The following is a 12,645-nucleotide window of genomic DNA, read 5'->3' on the forward strand; positions in this document are numbered from 1 at the left end:
GCGTTGAACCTCCTGCCTTGCCTCAACAAATTGCCACCCCCGACGGTTGCTTGCATGTGGCGGCATGATGGGCGAAACAGAGCCCGCCCGTGCTGCAAGGGATGCGCCCGGGCGGATGGATTTTTGGACAACGAGGTCGGACATGGCGGGCACGGTCGAGCACAAGCTGGCGGAACAGGGCATCAAGCTGCACGAAGCCCCCACCCCCGTGGCCAATTACGTCCCGTTCGTACGCACCGGTAACCTGCTGTTCGTCTCCGGCCAGGTTTGCTTTGATCCCGCCGGCAAGCTGATCGCCAAGGGCAAGCTCGGCGCCGGCGTGACCATCGAAGACGGCGCGGCGGCCGCCCGCGGCTGCGCCGTCAACCTGCTGGCCCAGGTCAAGGCGGCGCTCGGCGACCTCGACAAGGTCGTGCGCGTGGTGCGCCTCGGCGGCTTCATCAACTCGGCGCCGGACTTCCTGGACGGACCGAAGGTCCTCAACGGCGCCTCCGACCTGATGGTCGCAGCCTTCGGTGACAAGGGCCGCCATGCCCGCACCACGGTAGGCGTCGCCTCGCTGCCCGCGGATGCGGCGGTCGAGGTCGAAGGCGTGTTCGAGGTCGCCTGAGGCGAATGCGCGCTCCTGACTGGCTGACAGCCCGCCCGGTCGCCCACCGCGGCCTGCACGATATTTCCCGCGGCATTGTCGAGAACATGCCGGGCGCGGTACAGGCTGCGATTGCTGGCAATTTCTCGATCGAGCTCGACATCCAGCTCTCCGCCGACGGCGAGGCCATGGTGCATCACGACCATGCGCTGGGCCGCCTCACCGAAGCTACCGGGCCGCTGGTCGAGAAAACCGCCGCCGAGCTGAAGGCGCTCACGTTCAAGGACACGGCCGAGCGGATGATGTCGCTCAGCGACCTCTGCGGCCTGGTCGCCGGCCACGTGCCGCTGGTGATCGAGGTCAAGAGCCATTTTGACCGCGACCGCAAGCTGGTGAAGCGGATGGCCGAGGTGCTGGCGTCCTATGACGGACCTGCCGTCGGCATGTCCTTCGACCCGGACCAGGTGCTGGCGCTGGCCGAGCTGCTGCCCTCCCGCCCGCGCGGCATCGTCGCGCAGCGGAGCTATGAGGACGAATACTGGGCTTACCTGACCCAGGGGCAGCGCGACAGCATGCTGTACCTGCGCCACGGCTTCCAGACCCAGCCGCATTTCGTCGCCTTCAGGGTCGACGACCTGCCCGCCCCGGCCCCCTGGATCGCCCGCAATTTGTTCGGCTGCGCTCTGCTCGGCTGGACCGTGCGTACGACCGAGCAGCGTACGCGGGTCGCGCAACATGCGGACCAGATGATCTTCGAGGGCTTCCTGCCGTAGGCTTGATGTTTCCCACTCTTGAAGTCGCTGCTGCAATGCACGATCTTGGGCATGATGGCACCATCCGAAATCACCCTTGAGGCCGTACCTTCCATTGGCGAAGTATCGCCGGACGACTGGGACGCCTGCGCCAATCCCGGCAAGCTTTGTAACGGGCGTGGCAAGGGAACCTCATCCGGGCTTCCAGGCGATTCCCCCGGCCTCTCAAAGCCTGCCTATAACCCCTTCGTCTCCCACGCGTTTTTATCGGCCGTTGAGAAATCGGGTTCGGCAACAATCCGCACCGGCTGGGGCCCGCGGCATCTCGTGGCCAAGATCGACGGCCACGTCGCCGGTGTCGTGCCCTGCTATCTGAAATCGCACTCGCAAGGCGAATATGTCTTCGACCGCGGCTGGGCCGACGCCTATGAGCGCGCCGGCGGCCGCTACTATCCGAAGCTGCAGGTTTCGGTTCCCTTCACGCCGGCCACGGGACCGCGGCTGCTGGTCCGCGACGGCGTCGACCACGCGCGCATCACGGAGTCCCTGGCGAGCGGGCTGGTGGCGCTGTGCGGCGTCAGCAAGGCTTCCTCGGTCCACGTCACCTTCGCCCGCGAGGCGGAGTGGAAGCTGCTGGCCGAGCACGGCTTCCTCCAGCGCACCGACCAGCAGTTCCACTGGCACAACGAGGGTTTTGCGAGTTTCGACGATTTCCTGGCGACGCTAAACTCCCGCCACCGCAAATCGATCAAGCGCGAACGACGCGATGCGCTGGCGGCCGGGATCACCATCCACTGCCTCACGGGCAAGGACATCACCGAAGATGCCTGGGACGCCTTCTTTCAATTCTACATGGAGACCGGCTCGCGCAAATGGGGCCGGCCTTATCTGACGCGCGAATTCTTTTCGCTGATCGGCGAGACCATGAGCCAGGACGTGCTGCTGGTCATGGCACGCCGCAACGATCGCTGGATCGCGGGCGCGATCAACTTCATCGGCTCGGACACGCTGTTCGGGCGCAACTGGGGTGCGGTCGAGCATCATCCCTTCCTGCATTTCGAGGTCTGCTATTATCAGGCGATCGACTTCGCCATCAAACGCGGGCTAACGAACGTCGAAGCCGGTGCGCAGGGCGAGCACAAGATCGCACGCGGCTACCTGCCGCGAACCACCCACTCCGCTCACTTCATCGCCGATCCGGGCTTGCGCCGCGCCATCGACGATTACCTCAAGCGCGAACGCGCCTATGTCGCGGAAGCCGGACGGGAGCTGGCCGGGCTCGGCCCGTTCCGCAAAGGCGTCGACGAGGCGCCTTGACGGTTCGCTGCGGCTGGTGACAGTAAGCGCAAAGTTTCGAGGAGCCGCCGCCATGACCGCCTATGACCCCGACAACATTTTCGCGAAGATCCTGCGCGGTGAATTCTCCTGCCACAAGGTTTACGAGGATGAGCACGTGCTCGCCTTCCTCGATATCATGCCGCGGGTACCTGGCCACACGCTGGTGATTCCAAAAGCGCCTGCCCGCAACATCCTCGACATCAAGCCTGACGACTACGCCCATGTCGCCCGCGGCGCGCACAAGATCGCTGCGGCAGCGATGACGGCATTCAAGGCCGACGGCATCACCGTGCAGCAGTTCAACGAGGCGGCCGGCGGACAGGTGGTGTTTCATCTGCACATGCACGTGATGCCGCGCCACGACGGCGTAGCGATGCTTCCGCCCGCCAGCCGCAAGGAAGACGTCAAGGTGCTGGAAGAGAACGCGACCAAGCTGATCGCGGCGTTGAAGAGCTAATCGTCATTCCGGGGCGCGACGAAGTCGCGAACCCGGTATCCATTTCACGGCCTTCTCTGCTGCCCGATGGATTCCGGGCTCGTGCCTACGGCACGCCCCGGAATGACCGAGAAAATTCACTCCGTCTGAAATCCCCCGGCTGCGGCGCGGCCAGCGGCGTGAACTCGCAACGATCTGGTTTGATGTCGATCAGCGGCGTGTTGTCGAGGCAATCGAGCCCCCGCACCAGAATCGCGTTGCCCTCGATGCCGACCAGCTTCACGATCGACGTGCCGATCGGATTGGGGCGCACCGGCGAGCGCAGCGAAAACGTGCCACGGGTCTTCACATTGTTCTTCGGGCTTTGCAGGACGATGTCGCGGCGCGACTTGTCGAGCCAGTAGAGCACTTCGAGATTGCTGTAGAAATCGACGCCCTTGATCGCCGGCACGAACGGCTCGAAGACCTCGAGGCGGCATATCGGGCCGTCTGTCCGGCCCTGGCGCGGGGTCTCCAGCCGCGAGCTCCAGGGCGTGCGGATGCGGCCGATGAAGACGAGGCCGGCATCCTGTGTCGGCGGCAGCTCGATGGAGACTTCACCCTCGCGGAGCTGGTTTTCCCGAACCATATTTCCAATTCCCTGCTGTTCGCCGGCGGTTTTAGCCCAACCACCACTTGCCGGCCAGCATGAAGACTTCGCCCGCGACCACGCCCGCGAAGATCGAGCGGCGGGTCAGCAGGAAGACGACGAGACCGGCGCCGACCGCACCGTAGCGCAAGGCGTCCGGCACGCTCGCAAGCGCCCCGGGCGGCTCGACCACGATCTGGGCGATGACGCCGGCCAGGATCGCGGTGGCGACCGCCCGTACCCAGACCAGAAGCTCGGAGCCCTCGTCGATGCCGCCGCCAAACCACAGGCCCAGCATGCGCCATATCTGGTTGGGAACAACGCCGGCGACGAACAGCACCGCCAGCGCCTGCCAGTCGCCAATGAGCTGCGCAAAGTTCATGCGCGCACCTCCCGCCACCAATGCACGCCATAGGCAATGGTGCCCGCTACGAGGCCGCTGACGAGGATGTCGAGGCCGGAGTTCATCTTCGCCGCCAGCGGATAGAGCAGAACCCCGAGCGCCAGTGCGACGACATCGGCGACCTCGCGGTTGTTGCGTGCGGTCGAGAACAGGAAGGACAGCGGCGTCAGCAACAGGATCGCCGCGCCAAGCGTCTGGGTCAGATTGGCGGCAAGGAAATAGCCGACCGTGTTGGCGGTGAGACACACCGAAACGAGACCGAAGCCAAGTCCGTTGACGAAGGCGATCCGGCGTTCACGCGGCACCTGCGGCAGGAAGCGATGGCATTCGACCCACAGTGTCACTGCAGTGAGATGCGCCGCGAAGAAAAGCTCGCGCCGCTTCGTCGTCGGCGTGCGCATCAGCGGCAACACCGAGACCACCATCGGAAACAGGCGCACGGCGCTGACGGTGACTGCGATCGCCGACTGGATGATGGTCGCGCCTGAGCCGAGCGTGGTGATCAGGATGATCTGCGCCGGCCCCGCCCAGACGAACAGCGTCGAGCAGAGCGCCCAGAGCAGGCTGAAATGGGTATCGTGGGCGAGCGCGCCAATGCCGAGATAGGTTGCGAACAGGACGAGGGTGAGGATCGTCTGCGTAATCGAGCGCAGCCCCCACGCAAAGGCGCGCCAGGGACTTTGCCATTGAGGTGAATCGAGCGGAGGAAGCGCCACGGGAGTCTTGGCCGGATGAGGAATCGTGCCCGCATAACGGGCAATGCGGCGCCTCGCGTCAAGGAAGCGCGCGGCGGGGCTGGCATGCACGCTGGGACAGATACCCTACCCGCTCACGCCGCGGTTCTTCAGCACGAAGCACGCCCCGCCAGCCTTGCGGATGCGACCGCAGAGTTCATCCGCCTCGCTCCGCGTATCGGCGCCGATGCGCACCTGGTAGAAGGCGCGCGTGCCGCGGCTGCGCATCACCGAGCTGAGCAGGCTCGGATCACGATCGCCGATCACGGCGCTCAGCCGCGTGACCGCGCGGGAATACATCGCCAGCGCCCGGTTGCGGTCGAAGCCGGCGGCGAGCTGCACGCCCCAGATCTTTGCGGCCGCAAGCTCCACATGCTGCTCGAGCTCGGCGACGAAAGCATTTGGCGCGCGCTTCAAAAGCGCCATCAGATCGCGGCAGCTCGTCGGCGGCGCGCTCGGCGGCCCCTTGCCGGTTGCGCCTGCCTTGGCCCACGCATCGACGCTCGTGCCAGTGATGGCAAGAACGTAATTGCGGGTCTGCTCCGGCATGCCGCCGGTGCCGGCGAGCCATTCCTGCACCCGGCGCGGCCCGGCATTGTAGGCGGCCGCCGCCAGGCCGAGATTGCCGAAGTGCTTGCGCAGCTCGTTCAGGAATTCCGCCGACTTCGGCAGCGCCTGCACCGGATTGAAGGGATTGAGCAGCCCGCGCTCGCTCGCGGTGCCCGGCATGAATTGCGCGATCCCCTGCGCGTGTTCGCCGCTGCGCGTCATAGGTCCCACCGCATCGGCCTGGAAGCGGCTCTCCTGCCAGATCACGCGGGCGAAGAACTCCAGCGGCAGATTGGCATCGCGCGCTGCGGCCTCGACGATCAGGCAGATCGATTCCCGCGTGTCGCTCTCGCGCGCATCCGCGGGCTTCGCCGGCGGCATCGCGAGCTCTTCGACGCTGGGGACGGCGACATCGGTCTTGGCGGGCGAACTGTTCCACGCCGCGGCCTGTGTCGCCGGGACGAGCAGCGCGGGGATGATGAACATCGCAATCTGCACCCATCCTGTGCAGGCATGGCGGTGGCGCGCCTCGGCGCGGCATGCGACGGTGTGATCTGCCATGTTGTGGCATCGTGCCATGGTTCGACGAGTTGCCAATATATGCTGCCTGACCTGCTTCTCCCAATGCGTTACCCCGCCAAACGGATCCGCGCGATCCTTGTCCTCGCCGCATTCATCCTGAGCGTCGCGCCGGCCGCGGCGCAGGTGACGTCTCAAGTCACATCTCAAGCCACTTGGCGGATGACCACGGAATACCCCGAGAATAACATCTCCGGGATTGGACTCACGACCTTCGCCACCCGCGTCTCCGACCGTACCCACGGTTTCGTGACCGTGACGAACGCCTTCGACAATCAGCTCAAGATCAACTCGGGCGAGATGCCGCGCGCGGCGCTGGACGGCCGGATCGTGGGCGGCGATGCCTTCGCGGGCGCACTCTCGGGCCTCGACCCTGTGCTCGGATTGTCCACCCTGCCCTTCCTGGTGCAATCGGTGGATCTCGCCCGCGCCGCCAATCTGCGGGCGCGCCCTCTCTACGAGAAGGCGCTCGCGGCGCGCGGCCTCAAGCTGCTCTATGTGACGATCTGGCCGGCCACGGGCCTGTGGTCGGACCATGCGCTCGAAGGCGCCGACGATTTGCCCAAGCTGAACTTGCGCACCTACGATGCCAATTCCACCGACGTCATGCGCGCGGCCGGCGCCAACGCGCAATTCCTGCCGATGGATGCGGCGCTCGGCGGATTGAGGGAACACCGCCTGAATGCCTTCCTCACCTCCGGCGACGGCGGCGCAGGGCGCAAGCTGTGGGACTTCCTGCCGCATTTCACGGCCATCAACTACGCGATGCCGATCTCGATCGCCTTCATCCGCAGCGACGCCTTTGCCGAATTATCCGAACCGATGCAGCGCGAGGTGCTGGCCGCGGCGGCCGAGACAGAGCAGAGCCAGCTCGCGCTACTGACCCACCGCACCATCGAGAACTATGCGCGCATGCGGGACAATGGCGTCCATATCGCCGAGCCGGCGCCGCCGTCTCTCGTCGCCACGCTCCGAAAGGCGGCAACGCCTGCGATCACGGCTTGGGAGGCACGGGCCGGCACCGACGCCGCCGCGATCGTCGAATGGGCTCGGCAACAATGAAGCATCCCCTCTTGACTTGAGGACCCAGCCAACTAGCAACAGGCGACGATATCAACGCCGGTGCCACCCTGATGGTTACGATCTATTTCGATCTCGACGGCACGCTGACCAACCCGAAGCCCGGAATCACGCGCTCGATCCAGTACGCCCTGGAGCGGCTCAACGTCGCGGTGCCGAGCGAAGACGAGCTGACCTGGTGCATCGGGCCGCCGCTGCATGCCAGCCTGCAAAAGCTCACGGGCAGCGCGGAACTTGCCGACCGGGCGCTGCTGCTCTATCGCGATCGCTTCAGCGATGTCGGCCTGTTCGAGAACGAGGCCTATGCCGGCATCATGGACACACTGACAACGCTTGCCGCGACAACACCGCGCATGTTCGTGGCGACCAGCAAGCCGGCGGTCTACGCCAGCCGCATCGTCGAGCATTTTGGCCTGAAGCCGTATTTCGAGCGCGTGTTCGGCTCTGAACTCGACGGCACCCGCGTCGACAAGCGCGACCTGCTGCGCTACGCGCTCGACGAAGCCAAAGTCGATCCCGCCAGCGCGATCATGATCGGCGACCGCAGCCATGACGTGGTCGGCGCCCGCACCAACGGCATGACCGCGATCGGCGTGCTCTATGGCTACGGCAGCGAGACCGAGCTGCGGGACGCCGGCGCGCATCACATCTGCGCGGCGCATCCCGAGCTGCTCGGTCACTGCGTGATCTAACTCTATCAAGCGGCGACGGTCTCCACCGCCGCCAGCATGCCGGTCTTGGCATGACAGTTCAGATATTCGAAGAACTGCTCGTCGGCAGCCGCCATGGTGACCTCGTGGTAGAGCCGCAGTTTTGCCGAGGGGCCAAGCGTCGACAGGTACTTCATCGCGGCGCCGAATATCCTGACGTGGGTCGGATGCGATTCCGCCCACCGCTCAAGGGCCGCCAAGCTCTTCCACCAGCCTTGGCCGTAGGACTTTTCACTCACGTCACCGTCGGCTGCGAGCACGCGCATGTAACGGTTGGCGTAACAGCCCATGCCGAGGCCGTCATCGCGCAGGAAATCCATGCCCTCGCGCAACACCGGTTCGACGTCGTCGAGATAGAGCTTTCGCTCGGACGACTCGGTATCGCTCCAATCCTGGCCTGATCGGATCAGGCAGAGATTGTCGTGCGCCTGCACGCGTAGCCGCGCGCCGTCACGGATCAATTCGGGATTGCCGCCCGGCGACATTGGATCGGTCTGCGACAGCGGGATGCGGTCGCGCATGCCGCCCCAATAGGCGTGCTCCTGCACCTCGCCGCTCATGCCGCCGGCGATAGCGGCGACGCCCTCGGGCCGGCCGAGCGAGGAAAACAGCGTCTCGTGCCGCGCCACAATGGGGCGCAGCACCTCGATGAAAGTGCCGATGCCCTCGCGCTGCGTTCCGGTCCAGGCCTCGCGCGCCGGTGCAAACCATTTGGCGAAGCGAGCGATGTCGTCCCAATAGGCCACCGAGACGACGTTCTCGTAGCCGGCCTGATCAGCATATTGCGCGCGGTCCCAATGCGTGGGCCCACCCTCCGCGGCAAACCGCGCCGCGATTTCGGCGAGCCTATCCGTTGCAGCCGCCGGCGCCGTATCGCGATATTGCAGGCCGAAATACGCCATCACGACGCGGTTCACGGCAGGCTTATAGCGCGCCACGAAGGACGGGTACGGCGGCTGGTAATCGTCCGGCACGCGCTTGTGGCGCGTGCGCGGGGTCTCGAGATGCAGAGGAATTGCGGATTCCATAGGCGTGCCTCCCCTTGATTCCGGCGATCAGCTCGCCGCCGCGGCAATATCCGTGGGCTCGACGGTGTCGACCGGCAGCGCAAACTGCTCGACGCGCTGGTATCGCTTCTTGTTGAGCAGGAGCCGGGTCACGTCAGGGCGCGAATAGTGCCCAGCTGGATCAGCGGCATTCTTGGCGACGCCGATAGCGCCAAGATCGATCTCGGCAATCAAGAGGCCCTCCTGGTCCGGCGCGAGCTTGTCGCCAATCTGGCTGCCATCGGGACCGTAGATCGCAGCGAAGCCACCGCCGGCATGCAGCAGCGCGTGCTTGTCCGGCCGGTCACACAGCTCGTCGATCATCGCTTGCGAGACCGTCGCGCATGGCGCGAGCACGAAGCAGGAGCCCTCCACCGCATAGACCCGCGAGGCGGCGTTATTCACTTCGGCGCCGAGTGCTGGCGCAAAGGGATCGTAGAGCGAAAAGCTAGGCCAGGCCGCGACATGGACCTGCTCGTTCTGGGCGTACATCGCGTATTTCGACAGCGGCTGGAGATGCTCCCAGCAGCACAGTGCGCCGATACGGCCGATGTCGGACCGCGCATGCACGGCGAGATCGCTGCCGTCGCCCTCGCCATACACCGTGCGCTCGGCATGGGTCGGCCGCAGCTTGCGGCGCTTTGCGATGGTCTCGCCATCGGGCCCGATCAGCCATTGCGCCAGATAAAGACTGCCGCCGTCGCGCTCGGACAGGCCGAGCACGGCAGTGAGCTTGGCCTTGCGCACGGCGTCGCGCAGCCGCTCGGCCTGCGAACTGTCATAGGACAGCGAATTGTCGAAATAGCGCTGCACGAAGCCGCGGCCGATGGCCCAGGCCGGCGAATCCATCCAGATGTGCCAAGGGTAGCCGGGGATGAAGGCTTCCGGAAAGGCGATCAGCTTGGCGCCCTTCTCGGCGGCGTCCCTGATCAGGGCGATCGACTTGTCGATCGAGGCGTCGAGATCGAGCCAGGCGGGCGCCGCCTGCACCACCGCGACCATGTATTTCGGATGTTCGATGCCCATTCCCGCCTCCCTTGCCGGTTGATCGGAAGCCAGGTCCGATGCAGTCTATTTGACCAAGCCGGGCGGCGGGCGCTCGACCGCGGCGGAACAAAAACTCGACCGGACGGGATCGCCGGCCCGGTACGGGATTTGCCTCCGGCCAGGCGGGACCTGCGCCAACGCGCGATGTTGCGGGATGTGAAAGGGAGGCTCTGCAGATGCCAATCCAGTTCACCACGGACGACAGCCCAGGCCACCGTCGGCTTGCGCTTTGGCAGGATATCGTCTGCGACGTCTTCGTCGGGCTCGACTGCAAGTCCGATCTTGGCAGCGCCTTTCGCGGCTCGGTCACCCGGGCGTCACTGGGCAAGGCGGAATGCTCCGAGGTCTACTCCGACCGTCAGCACGTGTTGCGCACGCCGTCGCGCATCGCGCGCTCGGATCAGGATTTCATCCTGATCGCGCTCGGCAATCGCGGCGCCGGCGCCGTGGTGCAGGACGGGCGCGAGGCGGTGGTGCATCCGGGAGAGTTTGCGCTCTATGACACCACCCGGCCCTACGAGCTGAAATTCGACGGCACCTTCACGCAGACCATCTTCAAGGTGCCGCGCGAGATGCTGCAGCGCCGGCTCGGTGCGACTGAAACCCTAACCGCCAGCGCTTTCGGACCGGACTCGCCACTGCAGCGGATCGCCTACGATTTCATCTACCGGCTCTGCCAGAGCGCGGATCAGATCGATCCGCACCACGCCGCCGCTCTGTCGGAACAGGCCGTCGATGTCCTGGCGATGGCACTGGGCGAGCGGCTGGGCAAGACACCGCTGCCGTCCTCGACGCATCGCTCCGCCCTGCTCTACCGATTGAAGGCGCACATCCGGGCTCATCTTGCCGATCCTGATCTCTCACTGTCCGAGACCGCGGCGGCACTCGGCATCTCGTCCCGCTATGTCAACGATCTCCTCGCCGACGAGGACACCTCGTTCCAGCGCTACGTCCTCGGTGAGCGCCTCGCTCAATGCAGGCGCGACCTCGCCTCCCCCGTGCTCGCGCACCGCCACATCAGCGAGATCGCCTTCGCCTGGGGCTTCAACGACCTCTCGCATTTCGGCCGCGTCTTCCGCGAGCATTTCGGCATGTCACCGCGCGACTTCCGGCAGAGCCAGTCGCGGCATTGACGTCCGTGCAGCCAATGGCCCGAGCCTTCGCTTCAGGCGAAGGCCATGCTCGTGAATTCCAGATTGTCAGGTGCTGCCGCCGGGATCAGGCTCTGCACATGAGAACCAACGCCACCATAAGCGGATCAGAGGTCTTGCTCGGCGTGATCGCGATCCGGCTCGCGGTGCTGGTCGCGGTGGGCTGGGGCCTGACGCTTCTGCCGCGGCAGCCGGGCGATGGAGAAGCCGCCTGTGTGGCCTCTCCTGCACCGAGGGGCGCGGCTCGGCTTCCGACAACGGCGGCCGGCCCGCGCGTGACTGACGCAGCATTCGATGACATGCGTCTGCACGACTAGGCCGTTTCCCAGCAAGGCCGGTATGTGAGCGCGGCGTAGGACGCGGCGCGTGCTTGCTCTACCATCGGTCACAGAGGTCGCGAGGATCAATCAGCGGCCAGCCGAGGAGCATATCGATGGAATACCGACGCTTGGGCCGCTCGGGCCTCATGGTGCCCGCCTTGAGTCTTGGGACCGGCACCTTCGGCGGCGTGGGACGCCTCGCCGCGTGGGGCGCGACTGACGCGACCGAAGCGCGGCGCCTTCTGGATATCTGCCTCGATGCCGGCGTGTCGATGTTCGATACCGCGAACGTCTATTCGCTCGGCGAATCCGAGCGCGTTCTCGGCGAGGCCATCAAGGGCCGCCGCGACAAGGTTTTGGTCTCGACCAAGGCGACGTTCCGCTTCGGCGACGGCCCCAACGACATTGGGTCGTCGCGACAGCATCTGCTCACAGCCATCGATGCTTCGCTGAGCCGGCTCGGCACCGATTACATCGACCTGTTCCAGCTTCACGGCTTCGACGCCTTCACCCCTCCTGAGGAGGTGCTCGCAACGCTCGACGTGCTCGTGCGCGCCGGCAAGATCCGCTACGTCGGCGTGTCGAACTTTTCGGGCTGGCACCTGATGAAATCGCTTGGCGTTGCCGACAAGCATGGCTTCCCGCGTTACGTCGCCAACCAGACCTATTATTCACTGATCGGGCGCGACTACGAATGGGAGCTGATGCCGCTCGGCCTCGACCAGGGCCTCGGCGCAGTGGTCTGGTCGCCGCTCGGGTGGGGACGCCTCACCGGAAAGATCCGCCGCGGCCAACCAAAGCCTGACGTAAGCCGCCTGCCCAAGACGGCCGAGTTCGGTCCACCCGTGCCGGACGAGCACGTCTACCGCGTCGTCGATGCGATCGACGAGGTCGCCAAGGAAACCGGCAAGAGCGTCTCCCAGATCGCACTGAACTGGCTGCTGCAGCGTCCGACCGTCTCGACGCTGATCATCGGCGCGCGCAACGAGACGCAGCTGCGCGAAAATCTCGGTGCGGTCGGCTGGTCATTGACCCAGGACCAGATTGCAAAGCTCGACGCGGCAAGCAAGGTGACATTGCCCTATCCTTACTGGCACCAGCGCACCACCTTCACCGACCGCAATCCGCCGCCGGTGTAGCGACCGGCGCGGGGGGGGGGGGGGGGGGGGGGGGGGGGGGGGGGGGGGGGGGGGCGGCGCGGCGGGGGGGGGGGGGCGCGGCGCCCCCCCCCCCCCGCGCGCCGGCGCCCGCGGGCGCGCCGGGGGCCCGCGTGCCGGACCCCC

Annotated in this window: 15 protein-coding genes; 9 read left to right on the forward strand and 6 right to left on the reverse strand. The window is 65.9% G+C overall.

The window, feature by feature from the left end:
- Positions 1 to 142: 142 nt before the first annotated feature.
- From AC0L3C_RS07345 to AC0L3C_RS07360, 4 genes are read left to right on the forward strand one after another with little or no spacing between them, the layout of a single operon-like run.
- Entirely contained in the window at positions 143 to 610 is a 468-nt protein-coding gene (locus tag AC0L3C_RS07345) for a RidA family protein (protein ID WP_473259516.1), read from the forward strand.
- Between the two features lie 5 nt (positions 611 to 615).
- A complete protein-coding gene (locus AC0L3C_RS07350; protein ID WP_473407534.1) occupies positions 616 to 1,362 on the forward strand; it encodes a glycerophosphodiester phosphodiesterase in 747 nt (248 codons plus the stop codon).
- Positions 1,363 to 1,416: 54 nt separating this feature from the next.
- Positions 1,417 to 2,658: a GNAT family N-acetyltransferase gene (locus AC0L3C_RS07355; protein ID WP_473407559.1), complete on the forward strand. Its 1,242-nt coding sequence runs from the start codon at positions 1,417 to 1,419 to the stop codon at positions 2,656 to 2,658.
- Between the two features lie 52 nt (positions 2,659 to 2,710).
- Entirely contained in the window at positions 2,711 to 3,136 is a 426-nt protein-coding gene (locus AC0L3C_RS07360; RefSeq protein ID WP_473407535.1) for an HIT family protein, read from the forward strand.
- A gap of 85 nt (positions 3,137 to 3,221) precedes the next feature.
- On the opposite strand, the gene tsaA is transcribed toward AC0L3C_RS07360, so the two are convergent.
- The 4 genes from tsaA to AC0L3C_RS07380 form a co-directional block, all read right to left on the reverse strand.
- The gene (gene tsaA / locus AC0L3C_RS07365) at positions 3,222 to 3,743 is read right to left on the reverse strand and encodes a tRNA (N6-threonylcarbamoyladenosine(37)-N6)-methyltransferase TrmO (protein WP_473407536.1); all 522 of its coding nucleotides are present in this window, start codon (positions 3,741 to 3,743) and stop codon (positions 3,222 to 3,224) included.
- 31 nt (positions 3,744 to 3,774) lie between these two features.
- Positions 3,775 to 4,125, reverse strand: a complete 351-nt coding sequence (locus AC0L3C_RS07370) for an AzlD domain-containing protein (RefSeq protein ID WP_473277892.1) — start codon at positions 4,123 to 4,125, stop codon at positions 3,775 to 3,777.
- Positions 4,122 to 4,862, reverse strand: coding sequence for an AzlC family ABC transporter permease (locus AC0L3C_RS07375; protein ID WP_473407537.1), 741 nt, complete (start codon positions 4,860 to 4,862; stop codon positions 4,122 to 4,124). Before AC0L3C_RS07375 ends, AC0L3C_RS07370 begins: the two co-directional genes overlap by 4 nt.
- A gap of 105 nt (positions 4,863 to 4,967) precedes the next feature.
- Complete coding sequence (locus AC0L3C_RS07380) at positions 4,968 to 5,915, reverse strand: transglycosylase SLT domain-containing protein (protein ID WP_473407560.1); 948 nt, start codon at positions 5,913 to 5,915, stop codon at positions 4,968 to 4,970.
- Between the two features lie 114 nt (positions 5,916 to 6,029).
- Here AC0L3C_RS07380 and AC0L3C_RS07385 point away from each other — a divergent pair, with 114 nt between their 5' ends.
- Together AC0L3C_RS07385 and AC0L3C_RS07390 are read left to right on the forward strand one after the other, a co-directional pair.
- A complete protein-coding gene (locus AC0L3C_RS07385) occupies positions 6,030 to 7,070 on the forward strand; it encodes a TRAP transporter substrate-binding protein (protein ID WP_473259507.1) in 1,041 nt (346 codons plus the stop codon).
- Between the two features lie 71 nt (positions 7,071 to 7,141).
- Entirely contained in the window at positions 7,142 to 7,780 is a 639-nt protein-coding gene (locus AC0L3C_RS07390; protein WP_473407538.1) for an HAD family hydrolase, read from the forward strand.
- A 5-nt stretch (positions 7,781 to 7,785) separates the two neighbouring features.
- On the opposite strand, the gene AC0L3C_RS07395 is transcribed toward AC0L3C_RS07390, so the two are convergent.
- Both AC0L3C_RS07395 and AC0L3C_RS07400 read right to left on the reverse strand, forming a co-directional pair.
- Positions 7,786 to 8,826: a phenylacetaldoxime dehydratase family protein gene (locus AC0L3C_RS07395; protein WP_473407539.1), complete on the reverse strand. Its 1,041-nt coding sequence runs from the start codon at positions 8,824 to 8,826 to the stop codon at positions 7,786 to 7,788.
- A gap of 27 nt (positions 8,827 to 8,853) precedes the next feature.
- On the reverse strand, positions 8,854 to 9,870 hold the full coding sequence (locus tag AC0L3C_RS07400) for a carbon-nitrogen hydrolase family protein (protein ID WP_473407540.1): 1,017 nt from the start codon (positions 9,868 to 9,870) through the stop codon (positions 8,854 to 8,856).
- A gap of 197 nt (positions 9,871 to 10,067) precedes the next feature.
- Between AC0L3C_RS07400 and AC0L3C_RS07405 the strand changes: the two genes are divergently transcribed.
- The 3 genes from AC0L3C_RS07405 to AC0L3C_RS07415 all read left to right on the forward strand — a co-directional run bounded on the left by AC0L3C_RS07405 (position 10,068) and on the right by AC0L3C_RS07415 (position 12,501).
- Positions 10,068 to 11,024 carry an AraC-like ligand-binding domain-containing protein gene (locus AC0L3C_RS07405; protein WP_473407541.1) on the forward strand — a complete coding sequence of 319 codons (957 nt, stop codon included), beginning with the start codon at positions 10,068 to 10,070 and terminating at the stop codon, positions 11,022 to 11,024.
- 98 nt (positions 11,025 to 11,122) lie between these two features.
- Positions 11,123 to 11,359, forward strand: coding sequence for a hypothetical protein (locus AC0L3C_RS07410; protein WP_473259496.1), 237 nt, complete (start codon positions 11,123 to 11,125; stop codon positions 11,357 to 11,359).
- Between the two features lie 116 nt (positions 11,360 to 11,475).
- Positions 11,476 to 12,501 carry an aldo/keto reductase gene (locus tag AC0L3C_RS07415; RefSeq protein ID WP_473407542.1) on the forward strand — a complete coding sequence of 342 codons (1,026 nt, stop codon included), beginning with the start codon at positions 11,476 to 11,478 and terminating at the stop codon, positions 12,499 to 12,501.
- Positions 12,502 to 12,645 lie beyond the last annotated feature (144 nt).

This window comes from Bradyrhizobium sp. WSM4872 (assembly GCF_055811715.1).

Excerpts from the sequence above, each read along its gene's own strand:
- AC0L3C_RS07390 (WP_473407538.1), top strand. The coding sequence starts at position 7,142 with ATGGTTACGATCTATTTCGATCTCGACGGCACGCTGACCAACCCGAAG.
- AC0L3C_RS07385 (WP_473259507.1), top strand. The coding sequence starts at position 6,030 with ATGCTGCCTGACCTGCTTCTCCCAATGCGTTACCCCGCCAAACGGATC.
- AC0L3C_RS07380 (WP_473407560.1), bottom strand. The coding sequence starts at position 5,915 with ATGTTCATCATCCCCGCGCTGCTCGTCCCGGCGACACAGGCCGCGGCG.
- tsaA (WP_473407536.1), bottom strand. The coding sequence starts at position 3,743 with ATGGTTCGGGAAAACCAGCTCCGCGAGGGTGAAGTCTCCATCGAGCTG.
- AC0L3C_RS07345 (WP_473259516.1), top strand. The coding sequence starts at position 143 with ATGGCGGGCACGGTCGAGCACAAGCTGGCGGAACAGGGCATCAAGCTG.
- AC0L3C_RS07410 (WP_473259496.1), top strand. The coding sequence starts at position 11,123 with ATGAGAACCAACGCCACCATAAGCGGATCAGAGGTCTTGCTCGGCGTG.
- AC0L3C_RS07395 (WP_473407539.1), bottom strand. The coding sequence starts at position 8,826 with ATGGAATCCGCAATTCCTCTGCATCTCGAGACCCCGCGCACGCGCCAC.
- AC0L3C_RS07350 (WP_473407534.1), top strand. The coding sequence starts at position 616 with ATGCGCGCTCCTGACTGGCTGACAGCCCGCCCGGTCGCCCACCGCGGC.
- AC0L3C_RS07355 (WP_473407559.1), top strand. The coding sequence starts at position 1,417 with ATGGCACCATCCGAAATCACCCTTGAGGCCGTACCTTCCATTGGCGAA.
- AC0L3C_RS07360 (WP_473407535.1), top strand. The coding sequence starts at position 2,711 with ATGACCGCCTATGACCCCGACAACATTTTCGCGAAGATCCTGCGCGGT.
- AC0L3C_RS07415 (WP_473407542.1), top strand. The coding sequence starts at position 11,476 with ATGGAATACCGACGCTTGGGCCGCTCGGGCCTCATGGTGCCCGCCTTG.
- AC0L3C_RS07400 (WP_473407540.1), bottom strand. The coding sequence starts at position 9,870 with ATGGGCATCGAACATCCGAAATACATGGTCGCGGTGGTGCAGGCGGCG.
- AC0L3C_RS07370 (WP_473277892.1), bottom strand. The coding sequence starts at position 4,125 with ATGAACTTTGCGCAGCTCATTGGCGACTGGCAGGCGCTGGCGGTGCTG.
- AC0L3C_RS07405 (WP_473407541.1), top strand. The coding sequence starts at position 10,068 with ATGCCAATCCAGTTCACCACGGACGACAGCCCAGGCCACCGTCGGCTT.